Annotated in this window: 12 protein-coding genes; 6 read left to right on the top strand and 6 right to left on the bottom strand. The window is 63.1% G+C overall.

The annotated features are described in order from the left end of the window. Positions 1-206 precede the first annotated feature (206 nt). Positions 207-1,142: a DUF429 domain-containing protein gene (locus tag A3840_RS04875; RefSeq protein WP_067452766.1), complete on the top strand. Its 936-nt coding sequence runs from the start codon at positions 207-209 to the stop codon at positions 1,140-1,142. 132 nt (positions 1,143-1,274) lie between these two features. Here A3840_RS04875 and A3840_RS04870 read toward each other — a convergent pair whose 3' ends face one another. The 3 genes from A3840_RS04870 to A3840_RS04860 all read right to left on the bottom strand — a co-directional run bounded on the left by A3840_RS04870 (position 1,275) and on the right by A3840_RS04860 (position 5,853). Then, positions 1,275-2,765: a tyrosine-type recombinase/integrase gene (locus tag A3840_RS04870; protein WP_067452763.1), complete on the bottom strand. Its 1,491-nt coding sequence runs from the start codon at positions 2,763-2,765 to the stop codon at positions 1,275-1,277. Between the two features lie 530 nt (positions 2,766-3,295). Continuing rightward, positions 3,296-5,095 carry a sensor histidine kinase gene (locus tag A3840_RS04865; protein WP_131798251.1) on the bottom strand — a complete coding sequence of 600 codons (1,800 nt, stop codon included), beginning with the start codon at positions 5,093-5,095 and terminating at the stop codon, positions 3,296-3,298. A 35-nt stretch (positions 5,096-5,130) separates the two neighbouring features. Further along, positions 5,131-5,853, bottom strand: coding sequence for a response regulator (locus A3840_RS04860; RefSeq protein ID WP_245676548.1), 723 nt, complete (start codon positions 5,851-5,853; stop codon positions 5,131-5,133). Between the two features lie 124 nt (positions 5,854-5,977). Between A3840_RS04860 and A3840_RS04855 the strand changes: the two genes are divergently transcribed. Next, a complete protein-coding gene (locus tag A3840_RS04855) occupies positions 5,978-7,813 on the top strand; it encodes a patatin-like phospholipase family protein (RefSeq protein ID WP_082903661.1) in 1,836 nt (611 codons plus the stop codon). A 312-nt stretch (positions 7,814-8,125) separates the two neighbouring features. Here A3840_RS04855 and A3840_RS04850 read toward each other — a convergent pair whose 3' ends face one another. Beyond that, on the bottom strand, positions 8,126-8,893 hold the full coding sequence (locus A3840_RS04850) for a FadR/GntR family transcriptional regulator (RefSeq protein ID WP_067452752.1): 768 nt from the start codon (positions 8,891-8,893) through the stop codon (positions 8,126-8,128). Positions 8,894-9,035: 142 nt separating this feature from the next. Between A3840_RS04850 and A3840_RS04845 the strand changes: the two genes are divergently transcribed. After that, on the top strand, positions 9,036-10,424 hold the full coding sequence (locus tag A3840_RS04845) for a M20/M25/M40 family metallo-hydrolase (RefSeq protein WP_067452750.1): 1,389 nt from the start codon (positions 9,036-9,038) through the stop codon (positions 10,422-10,424). 118 nt (positions 10,425-10,542) lie between these two features. Here A3840_RS04845 and A3840_RS04840 read toward each other — a convergent pair whose 3' ends face one another. After that, positions 10,543-10,905: a DUF1304 domain-containing protein gene (locus A3840_RS04840; protein WP_109442281.1), complete on the bottom strand. Its 363-nt coding sequence runs from the start codon at positions 10,903-10,905 to the stop codon at positions 10,543-10,545. Then, positions 10,906-11,622, bottom strand: a complete 717-nt coding sequence (gene deoD / locus A3840_RS04835) for a purine-nucleoside phosphorylase (RefSeq protein ID WP_067452747.1) — start codon at positions 11,620-11,622, stop codon at positions 10,906-10,908. A 131-nt stretch (positions 11,623-11,753) separates the two neighbouring features. Here deoD and argC point away from each other — a divergent pair, with 131 nt between their 5' ends. From argC to A3840_RS04820, 3 genes are all read left to right on the top strand, one after another. Beyond that, the gene (argC, locus tag A3840_RS04830; protein ID WP_067452744.1) at positions 11,754-12,707 is read left to right on the top strand and encodes an N-acetyl-gamma-glutamyl-phosphate reductase; all 954 of its coding nucleotides are present in this window, start codon (positions 11,754-11,756) and stop codon (positions 12,705-12,707) included. A gap of 431 nt (positions 12,708-13,138) precedes the next feature. After that, positions 13,139-13,744 carry a 3-isopropylmalate dehydratase small subunit gene (leuD, locus tag A3840_RS04825; RefSeq protein ID WP_067452741.1) on the top strand — a complete coding sequence of 202 codons (606 nt, stop codon included), beginning with the start codon at positions 13,139-13,141 and terminating at the stop codon, positions 13,742-13,744. Between the two features lie 11 nt (positions 13,745-13,755). Next, positions 13,756-14,151, top strand: a complete 396-nt coding sequence (locus tag A3840_RS04820; protein WP_067452738.1) for a RidA family protein — start codon at positions 13,756-13,758, stop codon at positions 14,149-14,151. Positions 14,152-14,252 lie beyond the last annotated feature (101 nt).

The following is a 14,252-nucleotide window of genomic DNA, read 5'->3' as shown; positions in this document are numbered from 1 at the left end:
GATCATACCATAATCAGACGTTTTCACACAGCCTCGGGTCGGAAGCCGCCGCGACAATCTGGGCCCCATTCCGGCCTCTCGCCGCTGGGCTGCACATGTTGAAAGCGTCTTTAGAATCGGAAGATAGTCGACTTTGACGTGTCACCACTTTCCCGTGTTAACCCGTTCAAACCACTGGCGACCGTTTCCTGCTCTTTGGAGGCGAAATGAACTTCACTCTCGTAGCGCATTGCGATTGGAGCGTAAGTGCTCGCAAGAGATGGATGACGGTAGCACGTCTCGTCGACGGCACTTGGGTCGTGTCACCCCCGGAGCTGGTGCAAGAGAGCATGCTGCTGATAACCGGACTCCAAACTCGCGCCGGGCCTGACAAACATGTCCTGATCGGCTTCGATTTTCCCATTGGGCTGCCGGAGTGGTATGCGCTGCAAACAGGTTTCCAGTCGTTTCGCAAGGCCTTGGCAACACTCGGCCACAACGATTGGAACAGCTGGTTTGACGTCGCCACCCATCGCAGCGAAATCTCGCTACAGCGTCCGTTTTACCCGATGCGGCCGGGGGGAACGAGTCGAAGCCACCAATTAGCGGCGCTAGGGGCAGAGGATCCAAAACTATTGCTGCGACGATGCGAGCTGGCGACGGTGGATCGTCAGGCAGCGTGCAGTCTCTTTTGGACCCTCGGCGGTAACCAAGTGGGAAAGGGCGCGATCTCCGGGTGGTTAGAGTTGATCGTGCCCAATCTGAACGCCATCGGCCTATGGCCGTTCGATGGCGAGCTGTCGGATTTATCGCGTCGTTTTCCCGTCGTATTAGCCGAGACTTATCCCGGAGATGTCTACGCGCAGCTAGGCATCGGTCGCAAAGGCTGGAGCAAGCGCCGGAAAGACGACCGCCAGAGGGTGGGTGTCATCATATCCGATTGGCTTGACGCTCGGCCTAGGATTGATGCTGCGGCTGTCCGGTGGCACCTCGAAGACGGTTTTGGTGCAGACGGCGCCGGCGAAGATCGCTTCGATGCCTTTGTCGGGCTGCTCGGCATGTTGGCTGTAGTGGACGGCGAACGTGGTGAAGGCGCTCCACGAATTCCCGCTGTCATCACCCACGAAGGTTGGATACTGGGGCATCAACGTCAGGCTTTGTGATGCGGACAGGGCGAGGCCTGTTTCCAGCTTCGCTTCTCTTAACCCGATTACGACCAATTTCCGCGAGACATAGCTTCAACGACGGCACCGACGGAAAGGACCCGTACGCTACATTTTTCTTGGCGGCCGGTTTTATGTCCGCGGCGTGATGGCTTCCGGCTCGAAAATGGGGGAGCCGTCCAGCGGCGGTAGCTTGATCTTCTCCACCGCCTCCCGTGCCGCCACCATTTCGGGCCCCTCGGAGTACCGACCCAAGGTCATGCCTTTTCTGGTGTGACCCACGATGGCGGCAAGCAACGGCTCGGGGACGCCGGCACGCTCGCCCTTGGTGATGAACCAGCGCCGCCAGGAGTGGAAGTTGACGCGCGATCGCCGCTTGCCCGATACCACGTCGTCGACACCCAACGCGCGCCGATAGGTGGTGAAATGCTTGCTGGCGCGGAAGCTGCGTTCGCGTTTCGGATTATCGAAATCCTTGGGGTATTCCGGAAAGAGATCGTCCGCCCCCGACTTTCCCTTCAGCCGGCGGGCGACGATTTCCTTGAGGTCGCTATGGATGGGCACGAACCGCGGCCCCGTCTCGCGCTTCTGCGGCTTGAAGCGGAAACACTTGCCCTCGATGATGTCGTCGGCCCGAAGATCGACAACGGCGTCGAGCCGCGCGCCGGTCAGGGCACCGATCATCATCACGTCCCGCAATGCCCGCTTGCAGTCGCCCATCAGCAGCTTGGCGGCCTCGGTCTCGGTGAACGGCCGCTCGAGCTCGTGACTCTTCGACGTCGGCATGTAGACCACGGCCTGGCGCCACGGATTGATGGCGATGCGCCGCAAGGATTTGACGTAGTTGAAATAGAGGTTGAGCCGCGAGACGTATTTCTTGATCGTGCGCGCGGCCATGCCCTTCTCGTTTTCGAGGTAGGCGATGAAGTCGGTGACGACGTACTCGTCGACCTTGGTGATGTCGTCGCCCAATCCTTGGCGAATGCAGAAGGCGGCCAGCATCTTGAGCGCGCGATCGTGGTCATCCTCGGTTCTGGGCGAGACCTTGAGCCGCTTGTCCTTGTAGTCGGCGTCGGCGTTACCGATCGGCAGACCGCCGTGCAGCGCGACGTTGACGAAATCCTTGGCCAGCCGCTCGCGTTCGGTGTCGTAGACCGGGACGCGCGTGCCCACGTCCGGCTGCCTATCAGCGGGATCGAAGCCGCGTTCTTCCTTGGCGCTGCGGTTCGCCATCCAGGGCGCGACCTCGGCATAGCGCACGGGCTTGCCCAGGATGGATTGGACGGTGTCCTCGATGACGTCCATGCCCAGATTGCCGCGGTCTTCGAGAGAATAGGCGGCCAGTGTCTTGGCGATTTCGGCTGCCTGCTCCAGCACCGCTTGTCGATCACCGCGGCTGGCGCCGTAGGTCTTGCGCTCGAAGGCGCGGATCTCGTCCTTGAGCTCCTTGACGATGGCCCACTTCAGTTCGTTGGCGACGGCCAGGCTGTCGGTAGGGAGATGGCGCTTGAGTTTGGTGGCGCCCATATCGCGCTGCAGGCTCTTGGGAACGCTGACGACGACGCGCCAGCGACCGTGATGGTGCTCGAGAAATTGCTTGTCGCTTGCTGCCTTCCGGACCATACTATTTGCCTCGCCCGTACCCCTTGACGTACCCCAGGAGAGTACCCCGGACGTCCGGAATACGGGCATCTCATTAAAGAATAATGAGAAAAATCCTTGCGTCGAGCGCGCCCGCTCAGCTCCACCATTCCGATGCTAACTCCTTTAAGGTAGGAGTTGCTTGGTAATTCAAGCACTTGGCGGGCAGGAACTGGGCCCATCAATGGTGCACACCGGAACGAGTTGTCCGATAGCTTGCATCTCCAACTTCGTGGGACAATCTGGCATTGCTATCGCCGGGCCCCCTTCGCATCTCGTGCCGCTTAGACAAGAGCCGAAACGGCACGTGGTTATGGATTTGGCTGGCTCGGATTCGCAGGTCAAACCTCGACCAGCAGAAGGTGCCGATTCATCAAACGCCGCTCGCATTGGTTCCTTGATTTTTGCAAGAACGTCGGCCGACCACCCAATGGCAGGCTGTTTTTTTAGAGCTGAAACCCGACAGGGCACGGACAAGGACCGGTCGGGCCGAAACATGTCCACCCGGACGATCAGACTAGGAGATGCGCCGGAAAGATCAGCGACAGGCGCGATTCCCCGGCCGTGGCGGAAAAATGAATATGCGCCCCGAGGTCGCGGGCCCGCCGCTTCATGTTGCCCATGCCACTGCCCCTGCCGATTGCGGCGGGCTCATGGCCATCATTGACCACATGGATGACCGCGGCCCCGCCTTCAATCCTTGTGCCTTCAACGCCGATCCGGCGCGCCGGCCCATGCTTGACGGCATTGGTGACGGCTTCCTGAAGGATGCGCAGCACCGCAAGGGCATTGCGGGGCGTGATCCCGGTCACCTCGGGCAGTTTCTCGGTGGACCAGGACAATTCGATACCCAGCCGCCGCAATTGTGGTTCGAGCCTTTCGCGGAAGGCCGCCAGCGCGACGCGCAGATCGCCATCTCCCAGATCGAGCGAATGCACGACCAGCCGCAAATCGTCGAGCGCCGCTCGCGCTGCCCCTTCGATGGCCTGGCTGCCGGTCCCCTCCTGCTCGGCCAGGGCGATGATGCTGACCAGATGCCCGCTCATGCCGTCATGTAGATCCTGCATGAGGCGCTGGCGCTCATGCTCGCGGACGACTTCATTGGCGTGGGCCCGCTCCTTTTCATGCAGCAGCACGAGCTTGGCCTCGCGCGCCGCCAGTTGCTGACGCAGCGTATCATTGGCGGCATCGAGGCTATTGAGGCTCCGCGCCAGCCGACCCATCAGGATGACCATGATAACCAGCAGCACCAGGGTGCGCGCATAGAAGGTCAGCAGGAACGGATCATCGAGCAGTCCCGTGACGACCAGCAGGTCATGAAGGCCGAACCAGGCGGTCAAGGCGCATGCCGCGGCGAGTATGGCGGCATCGACGCTTCGCGAGCGAGCAAAGGCGCGCAGCAGGATGACGCTGGAGACTGCATAGGTAAGAAGCCCCACGGCCGCGCTCAACAGCGCCAGAACGGTATATTCGAGCACCGCCGCCAGCCCCAATCCCAACAGGACCACCGGCACGCCCACCGTGGCGGGCAGCAGCAGCCTGGGGCTGGATTGCCCAGCCACAGCCATGGCCAGGCCCAGCGCCATCAGACCAACCCCGGCCATTGCCAATGTCGACTGCATCTGCTCCAGCGCCCCAAAGGGCATGGCCGGCGACTGGGTGAACACCACCGCGAGGCTCGTTATCGCCATCAATGCCAACCACCGGAAAACCGGATCGTGCCGACGCGCCGTCCAGACCGTGGCGACGCCGATCGTCAACATGATATGGAGCGCAAAGGTCATGGCGCGCACCTGATCGATGAGGAGATTGGATAGCTGGTAGATCGGCATGACAGCGGCCGCCGGCCCCACGCTCACACTCGAGAGGCGCGCCGGCAGCCAGCCCACTTCCCGCGTCTGCCACAGCACGATCTCATTATTGCCCTCATGCACCGCGCCGTCCGGAATGAGCGCCAGGAAGGAATAGCCGCTATTGGGAATGGACCAGGTCGTGTCCAGCGCCGACATGGTTCTTTGCCCGTTCACCTCGGCCCTTATGTTGTGGCGAGCCGCCGGGATCAGCACGAATAGCGGCTCATCGGGCGCTGCATCGAGGTGAAAGCGGAGCCGATAGCGGCCGGTGCCGAGATCATAGGGCGTTTCCGGGACCCAGCGATGGGGCAGGGCAATCGTCGTTTCCGCTGCATCGCCTGCAAGACTGAAACGTGCCTCACTCACCGTCACCGTGCCAGGAGGCGGCGCGACATCGACCAGCAGGGGCAAAAGCGCGATGGCGGCCGTCACCATGACCAGCGTTACCCAAGCGCCCAATCCGGTAACGCTGGACAGGCCTCCGCCCCCTGCCCTCACAGTCGGATCAACCCCAGTCGCGCCGCCTCGAATACCGCCTCGGATCGGTTGGAGGCCTGCAGCTTACGGTAGATATTGCGTATATGGACGGGCACGGTTTGCCGGGAGATGGCCAGACTGTCGGCCAGTTCGCCGTAGGTGAAACCCTTGGCTATGCCCCACAGGATGTCCATTTCGCGCTCGGTCAGCGCGGGCCTCGCGCCCTCATTTTCCGCTGCTGTATTGCCATTCTCGGAGAGGCGCCGCACCAGGACACGCGCGATGCGCGAGGAAATCGGCGACCGGCCCGCCATTACATCTCTGATGGCCTCGATCAGGTCGATCGAGTCTGCATCCTTGAGCAGGTAGCCTGACGCACCCGCCTCGATGGCCGCCAAAACCGAGCGCTCATCCGCCAATACCGAAATGACAATCGCCTCGGCTTCCGACCGCCTCCTGGCGAGGAAACGGATGGCCTCGATGCCCGAGCCATCCGGCAATTTGAGGTCGGTGATCAATAGGTCGATGTCGTCAGCCTCAATAGCGGCTTGCGTCTCTTCGAGCGTGGCACAGGCCGCACACAATTCGGCCTCGGGCCATTCGTGCACGATACGCGCCAGGCGCTCGCGCACCGGCCCGTCGTCTTCGGTTAGAACGACCTTGAGGAGAGGCGTTACCATAAAATTGTCTTCTGGCCCGGTCTCATCGCTGTCTGCAAGGGTGCTCCGCTTATTCGTCAAGCATGCCTGCCGGGGTGAGATCGGCCATACCCTAATCATGGTATTCCACACCTTCGCCATGCGCGAATAGCGTCGATTGCAGCAGCCGGAGTGTTTCCGGCGGCCAGAAGCATTCGGGGGCGAGATGAGCGACACAGTTAGGCCGCGGACATTGACAGCGGCGCAGATGAACCTGCTCGCCGCCCACGCACAGATACGCTCTCTTCAAAAGGGCGAAGTGCTTTTCCGCGCCGGCGATCCCGGCAGGGCTTTCTATGTCGTCCTGCGCGGCGTCCTCGCCTGCGCGCCCAATGCCGACCTTGCGGTCTATCGGGAAGTCGAGGCCGCAATGGCGGTTGGCGAACTCGCCTTTCTCTGCTCGGGCAATCATGAGGAAACGGCGACGGCGCTGCGCGAATGCGATGTCCTGGAAATTTCTCGCACCACCTACGACCAGACGCTGCAGGCGGATCCCTCATTTGCTGCCGCATTGCTTACCCTGGCCGTCCAAAGGTTGCATCATGGCGATGACCGCTCGCAGCGCCGCCCGGGAGGCACGAGGCGCGCTATCGCCTTCGTCCGCGGCGGACATGAAAAACTGCCGTCCGCCTTTTTCGATCGCTTGCGCACCCAGCTGGAAATCGAGAGCTACACCGTGGTCGACCGCGATGCCATCAATAGACAGTTCGGCAAGCGCTCGGTGTTCGATCCGGCCGTGCGCGATTGGCTCGACCAGCTCGAGCGAGGCGCAAGAACGGTCTTCTATCTGGCAGATGACGAGCTTACGGACTGGACCGAATTGTGTATCCGCCGGGCCGATGAAGTGGTGCTCGCCACTTGTGGCAACACGCCCCTCGCCGAATTGACCGCCACGGAGCGGATGGTGGAGCGATGGCACCCGCAATCGGCCTGCCGATTGGTGCGGCTGCACCCGCGCCGCCGGGGCGTGGTCGAGGGAACGGCCGCCTGGCTGGCGCGCACGCCGGTTTTCCTGCACCATCACCTCTCGCTCGAGGACAATGCCGACATCGAGGCGCTTATCCGCTTCCTCACCGGCAGGGCCGTCGGGTTCGTCGCTGGCGGCGGCGGCGGCTATGGCCCCGCCCATGTCGGCATCTACCGCGCCTTTCGGGAGCGGGGCGGCACGTTCGATATCTTCATGGGCACGAGCGTCGGGGCGGCCATGCTGGCTGGCTTTGCCTTTCTGGGCGAGCACGACACCCTCACCGCCGGCACGCATGATATTTTCGTGCGCAGCCGCAGCTTCAAGCGGCCCACCTGGCCGCGCTATGGACTGCTCGACCACAAGGCATTCGACGGCGCCCTGGAGCGCGCCTATGGGGCGGAGACAAGAGTGGAGGATTGTTGGAAGCCGTTTTTCGCCATCGCCACCAATCTTTCGGACAACCGCATGGAAATCATACGATCCGGCCTGCTCTGGCAGGCGGTGCGCGCCTCAAGTGCAATTCCCTGCGTTCTGCCGCCTTTTTATACCACCGATGGCAAGATGCTGGTCGATGGCGGCGTCATGGACGATGCCCCACTCGGCCCCATGCAGCAGTTCAAATCCGGTCCCAATCTCGTGGTGCATTTCGGCCGCGCCGGCGGGCAGCGTTACAATGTTTCCTATGGCAGCCTGCCCGGGCGAGGCAAATTGCTCGCTGCGCTTCTCAATCCGCGCCGGCGCCTCCCGCGCGCCCCACGTCCTCTGAGCGTGCTCTTCCGTACCATGCTGGCGCACCAGCGCTATGAGCTGCCGGCCACACCGCACGACCTCATTCTGAATCCGCCTGCCTTTCCAGGAGCCAGCCTGATGAGCTTCGATCGCCATATGGACGTCTTCAATGCCGCCCATGCCTGGGCCCAGAAGGAGATCGCCGCACGTCTCGACGACAAGGATCAGGCCATTCAGGCCATTCTCGGCAACCAGAACCCCGAAGAGGGCGTGGAGCCGCTCCCCGCCATGCAGGCCGTGGCCTAGGTGTCGTTTCCAAGAAGGTTGTTCAGTCTCTGGAACGGACTGATGCTGCCGATGGCGGAGTGAGGTCTGATGAGGTTGTAGCTATCGCTCCACGGTCCGATAGCCTGACTGCGCTGGTCTGAGGGGAGCTATGGGCGAGTATATGCGTGCCGACCATGGCGCATCTCGCCACGATCAAGCGCGGCGACAGGGTCCATCTCGATGCCTTCGACCGTTGGGGCAATGTTGTCTCGGCCACTCCGTTGGGCGGCTGGTTGCAAAGTTCGGGTTCTGGCCGTTCAATGATCGGCGGATGCGATCGGACCCGCGCCTTCAAGCTTCCTGTTCCATCCGCCCCGCGGCGCGGTCGAAGCCCTGGGCGATGGCGTCGCGCATCGCGGCGCGGGCGGCCGTGGCATTGCGGTCCCGGATGGCTTCGGCGATGCGCCGGTGTACGCCCACCGTCACCGCCAGGGCCGCCGGGTCGTTGACCGGGGAGGAAATGGTGAAGGCCGCCGTCAGCGCCATTTCCACCAGGGCACTGATCGAGGCCATGAAGGGATTGCCCGAGGCCTCGGCCACGGCGCGGTGGAATTCGAGATCGTGACGGGCGAAATCGGCGGGATTTTCCGCCCCCGCCATCCGGTCCACGCAGGCGATCATGGTTTCGGCCTGTTCGGGGCTCGCCCGCTCCGCCGCCAGGGCCGCCGCCTCGATCTCGATGCCGATTCGCACCTCGGCCAGGCTGCGCAGGAAGGCGATGTCCGGCCCCAGCTCGAAATGCCAGGCCAGCACGTCCGCATCGAAGAGATTCCAGCGCCCGCGCGGCAGGACGCGGGTACCGATGCGGGCCCGCGCCTCGATCAGGCCCTTGGCCGCCAAGGTCTTGAGCGCCTCCCGCAGCACCGTGCGCGACACCCCGAACCGATCCAGCAATTCGCTGTCCGAAGGCAGGATGGAGCCCTGCGGATAATGCCCCGACACGATGGCGAAGCCGAGCTCCCACAAGACGTCCGAATGCAGATTGCGCGCCGGATTGCGGCCGGACAGCGTGGCAATGAGGTCGCCCGAATGGCGTGCGCGTCCCCCAGACCTGTCCATGTCGCTCTCCTGGTCGTTTGCCTCCGACCTTAAGCACAGGCTCATAAGTATGACAATAAGAGCGGGCGGGCCGGGCTGGACACTTCCCCATCTGCCGCGCCATGCTTGGCCGCAATGGATTCGACGACAAGGATATTCGGACATGACCAGCAGCCAGATCATCGACAGCGTGCTCGATCAGGTCGATAGCGGGCTGGAACAGAGCCTCGAACGGCTCTTCGCGCTATTGCGCATCAAGTCCATCTCCACCGACCCGGCCTATGCCGAGGAATGCCGGAAGGCGGCGGACTGGATCGCCACCGAACTCAAGGCCCTCGGCTTCGACGCCGCCGCACGCCCGACCCCGGGCCATCCGGTGGTCGTCGCCCATGGGCCGGAACAGGTCGGCCCCCATGTGCTGTTCTACGCCCATTATGACGTGCAGCCCGTCGATCCGCTCAATCTCTGGCACACCGACCCCTTCGAGCCGCAGATCGTCGAAAAGGACGGCCGCAAGATCATCGTGGCGCGCGGGGCCTCCGACGACAAGGGCCAGATGCTGACCTTCATCGAAGCCTGTCGCGCCTGGAAGGCGGCCACCGGCTCGCTGCCCATCCGCATATCGCTGATGCTGGAAGGCGAGGAGGAGAGCGGCGGCAAGAACCTGCCCCCCTTCATGCGCGATAATGCCGAAGAACTGCAGGCCGACATCGCCCTGGTCTGCGACACCGACATGTGGGACCGCCAGACGCCCTCGATCACCACCATGTTGCGCGGCCTGGTCGCCGACGAGGTGGAGATCATCGCCGCCGACAAGGATCTGCATTCCGGCATGTTCGGCAATGCCGCACGCAATCCCAATCAATTGCTGGCCGAGATCATCGCCAGCCTGCGCGCACCCGACGGTTCGGTCACCCTGCCCGGTTTCTATGACGACGTGGCCGAGATTTCCCCCGAGCTCAAGGCGCAATGGGCCGGGCTCGGCTTTGACGAAAAGACCTTTCTGGGCGCGGTCGACCTCTCGGTGCCGGCCGGCGAACAGGGTCGCACCGTGCTCGAACAGCTCTGGGCCCGCCCGACCTGCGAGATCAACGGCATGAGCGGCGGCTATATCGGGGACGGCTTCAAGACCGTGATCCCGGCCCGCGCCAGCGCCAAGATTTCCTTCCGCCTCGTCTCCGGCCAGGACCCGCAGAAAATCCGCGCCGCCTTCCGCGCCCATGTCGAAAAGATGCTGCCCGCCGATGTCAGCGTCAAATTCACTCCCCATGGCGGCTCACCGGCCATCACCGTACCGGCCGATGGCGAATTCTTGCGCCGGGCCCTGTCCGGGCTGACCGACGAATGGGGCAAGCAGGCGGTGATCACCGGCTCGGGCGGCTCCATCCCGGTCGTGGGCGATTTCAAGTCCATCCTGGGGCTCGATACGCTGCTGATCGGCTTCGCCCATGTGGACGACCAGATTCATTCGCCCAACGAGAAATACGATCTCGAGAGTTTCCACCGGGGGATCAGAAGCTGGGTGCGGGTGCTGGGTGCGCTGGCCCAATAGGCCATTGCACTTGCATTAATCATCACCACCGGGCTTATCCCGGTGGTCCATGCGATGTCGCAACCACGATGGATTGCCCGGACAAGCCGGGCGATGACGCCGAACAAGGAATCTTGAGCTAAACCAGCCACACCGCGATGATCGCCAGCACCGCCGGCACCGTCTGCACGAACAAAATCTTCCGCGACGAGGTCACCGCCCCCACGATCCCCGCCACCGCCACGCAGGCGAGGAAGAAGAGCTGGATCTGCCAGGCGAATGCAGGATCGGGATGCACCAGGCCCCAGATCAGCCCCGCGGCGAGGAAGCCATTATAAAGTCCCTGATTGAGCGCCAGCACTTTGGTTGCCCTGGCAAAATCCGGCGCCAACCCGAAGGCCTTCTGCCCACGCGGACTGTCCCACCAGACCATTTCGAGCAGCATGATATAGACATGCAGCAGGGCCACGAGCCCCACCAGCACCATTGCGACGATCGCCATTTATGCCTCCACCGCCACATCCAGGGCCAGTTCGACCATATCCACCAGCGAGGTCTGCCGGTCCTCGGCGCTGATCTCCGCATGGGTGATCAGGCAATCGGTCATGGTGCAGATGGCCAGCGCCCGCACCCCGAAGCGGGCCGCCAGCGTATAGAGCGCCGCCGCCTCCATCTCGACCCCGATGACGCCATGATCGAGCAGCGCGCCATAGCCTTCGAGGCCCGGCTCCCGATGATAAAAAATATCGGAGGACAGCATGTTCCCCGCATGGAATTTGAGCCCCTTGGCGTCGGCCTTGTCGGCCGCCGAGCGCAACAGGCCGAAATCGGCGAGCGGCGCATAATTATAGGGGTCGAACCGACCCTTCACGATGGAGGAATCCGTGGTGGCACCCTGCGCCAGCACCACGTCACGCACTTTCACCTTGGCATTGAGCCCGCCACAGGTGCCGACGCGGATCAGCGTCTTCGCGCCGAAGCTGTTGATCAGCTCATGCACATAGATCGAGAGCGAGGGCTGGCCCATGCCCGAGGCCTGCACCGACACCGGCTTGCCCTTCCAGGTGCCGGTAAACCCTAAGCAATTGCGCACCGAATTGACCAGCTTCGGATTGTCGAAAAAGGTTTCGGCGATCCATTTGGCCCGCAGCGGATCCCCCGGCAGCAGCACGGCTTCGGCATAGTCGCCGGGCTTGGCGTGGTTGTGCGGCGTGGTCATGGCGCTCTTCCCTTGTTGTCCGTTTGGTCAAATCATTGCCATCGGCCCGGGGCAAAGACAATCCATCCCGCCAGAAGCGCTTGACGCGGGGGCCCGCGAGGGCCATTTACCCGCCAGCCAAGGAGGCACGAATGGTCGCGAAGATTTTCATCGATGGCGAAGCGGGAACCACGGGTCTGCAGATCCGCGAGCGCCTGGCCGGCCGCCGCGACCTCGAAGTCCTGTCCATCGCGCCGGAAAAGCGCAAGGATCAAGACGAGCGCAAGCGCCTGCTCAATGCCGCGGACATTGCCATTCTCTGCCTGCCCGACGAGGCGGCGAAGGAAAGCGTGCGGCTGATCGAGAACGAGACGACTCGCGTCATCGATGCCTCGACCGCCCATCGCGTCAATGAAGCCTGGGCCTATGGCTTCCCAGAAATGGATGCCGGCCAGACTGACGCCATCGCCAAGGCGCGCTATGTCGCCAATCCCGGCTGCTGGCCGCAAGGCCTGATCGCCTCGGTGCGCCCGCTGATCGAGGCCCGGCTGCTGCCCGCCGATTATCCGCTCTCCTATCACGGCATTTCCGGCTATTCCGGCGGCGGCCGCCAGATGATCGAGGATTATGAGGCGGCCGGCCAGGTTCCGAGCCAGTTCATGCCCTATGCGCTGACCTTCAAGCACAAGCACCTGCCCGAAATGCAGGCCTATTCCGGCCTCGGCCGCGCGCCTTTGTTCGAGCCGGTGGTCGGCAATTTCGCCCAGGGCATGACCAATTCACTGCCGCTGCATCTCGACATGGTCGCCGAAATCCCGAGCGGCAAGGATATCCACGCCGCGCTCAGCGATTTCTACGCCGCCATTCCCAACGGCTTCGTCAAGGTCGCGCCCTACGACCCCGCTCTGGGCAAAACCGACGCGCTCGACCCGCAGGTCCATAACGGCACCAACATTATGACCCTGCATGTCTTCGCCAATGACGACGCGGCCCAGGCCGTGATCGTTTCGGTCTATGACAATCTGGGCAAGGGCGCCTCGGGCGCGGCGGTGCAGAACCTCAACATCATGCTTGGCGTCGACGCGCGCGAAAGCCTGGAAGGGTAGGCTTCGAGCCGTCGCCACCCACCGCCGCCCCACCTCCCCCTTGACGGGGGAGGCAGCGCAGCTTGGCCGAAAGGCCTTAGCGAAGCTGGAGGGGGTGCCGGCGCACCGAGACCCAACGCATCCTGCCGCCCATCCCCCACCCCATCCCCCACCCCATCCCTCCCCGCAAGGGGGAGGGTGCCGCATCGCGCTTGTGACCCGATCCAGCCCACCCACCGCCTGTCCCCGGGCTTGACCCCGGGACCATCTTTGCCGGACGACCGGCACCGATGCGTATCTCGGACACCATCCGCAAACCCGGAGGCTCTTGGCCGTCCGGCGCTTCGTCACACGCCTGCAGCGCGTCAACCGTACGCTTCGGTACGGTTCAGCCTTGACCAAAACCCCGCTTTCGCGCAAACACGCATGCAATAGCGAGGTCCCAAAACCCCATGGAAAAATTCACCACGTTGACCGGTGTCGCGGCGCCCCTGCCGATCATCAATATCGACACCGACATGATCATCCCCAAGCAATATTTGAAGACGATCAAGCGCACCGGCCTGGGCACCGCCCTGTTCTCGGAAATGCGTTATAACGAGGACGGCTCGGAAAACCCCGATTTCGTGCTCAACAAGCCCGCCTATCGTGGCGCCCGCATCGTGATCGCCGGCGACAATTTCGGCTGCGGCTCCAGCCGCGAGCACGCGCCTTGGGCCCTGCTCGATTTCGGCATCCGCTGCGTGATCTCCACCAGCTTCGCCGACATCTTCTACAACAATTGCTTCAAGAACGGCATCCTGCCCATCGTGGTGACGCCCGATCAGCTCAAGCTGCTGCTCGACGATGCCGAGCGCGGCTCCAACGCCACGCTGAGCATCGATCTCGAAGCCCAAACCATTCGCGGCCCCGATGGCGGCGAATTGCATTTCGACATCGATCCGGCCCGCAAGCATATCCTGCTCGAGGGGTTGGACGATATCGCCGGCACGCTGAAATCCGATCCCTCCATCTCGGCCTTCGAAGGCAAGATGGCCACCGAACGCCCCTGGCTCTGAGGACACCCGAATTGGTCCAGCGCATTTCCACCGGCTCGCCCTTCGAAGCCACCTTCGGCTATTCCCGCGCCGTCCGCCACGAGGACACTATCTATGTGTCGGGCACCACAGGCTATGATTATGCCAGCATGACCATGCCCGAGAGCGTCGGCGAGCAGGCCAGGAATGCGCTCGCCACCATCGACAAGGCGCTCCAGGAAGCCGGCTCCTCCATCAAGGACACCGTGCGCGTCGTCTATTATGTCGGCGACCGCGCTCTGGTGAACGATGTCGTTGCCGCCGTCGGCCCGGTCTTCAAGGACATCCGCCCGGCCGCCTCCATGCTGATCGTGCAGATGATCGAGCCCGGCATGAAGATCGAGATCGAGGTCACCGCCCGCATCGGCGCGGCGAGCAGCCATAGCTGAAGCCGGGAACACTCGCGCAATTGACCCCGCCGCCGGCATGACTCATGCTGGCGGCGTTTTGCTGCGCGGCGGCGCCGGCTCTCGTGCAGCCGCTCCGCGCG

It is taken from the genome of Devosia elaeis (assembly GCF_001650025.1).
GTDB lineage: Bacteria > Pseudomonadota > Alphaproteobacteria > Rhizobiales > Devosiaceae > Devosia > Devosia elaeis.
This window is presented reverse-complemented; position numbering and strand designations above follow the sequence as displayed.

Excerpts from the sequence above, each read along its gene's own strand:
- A3840_RS04875 (WP_067452766.1), top strand. The coding sequence starts at position 207 with ATGAACTTCACTCTCGTAGCGCATTGCGATTGGAGCGTAAGTGCTCGC.
- A3840_RS04870 (WP_067452763.1), bottom strand. The coding sequence starts at position 2,765 with ATGGTCCGGAAGGCAGCAAGCGACAAGCAATTTCTCGAGCACCATCAC.
- A3840_RS04855 (WP_082903661.1), top strand. The coding sequence starts at position 5,978 with ATGAGCGACACAGTTAGGCCGCGGACATTGACAGCGGCGCAGATGAAC.
- A3840_RS04850 (WP_067452752.1), bottom strand. The coding sequence starts at position 8,893 with ATGGACAGGTCTGGGGGACGCGCACGCCATTCGGGCGACCTCATTGCC.
- A3840_RS04845 (WP_067452750.1), top strand. The coding sequence starts at position 9,036 with ATGACCAGCAGCCAGATCATCGACAGCGTGCTCGATCAGGTCGATAGC.
- A3840_RS04840 (WP_109442281.1), bottom strand. The coding sequence starts at position 10,905 with ATGGCGATCGTCGCAATGGTGCTGGTGGGGCTCGTGGCCCTGCTGCAT.
- deoD (WP_067452747.1), bottom strand. The coding sequence starts at position 11,622 with ATGACCACGCCGCACAACCACGCCAAGCCCGGCGACTATGCCGAAGCC.
- argC (WP_067452744.1), top strand. The coding sequence starts at position 11,754 with ATGGTCGCGAAGATTTTCATCGATGGCGAAGCGGGAACCACGGGTCTG.
- leuD (WP_067452741.1), top strand. The coding sequence starts at position 13,139 with ATGGAAAAATTCACCACGTTGACCGGTGTCGCGGCGCCCCTGCCGATC.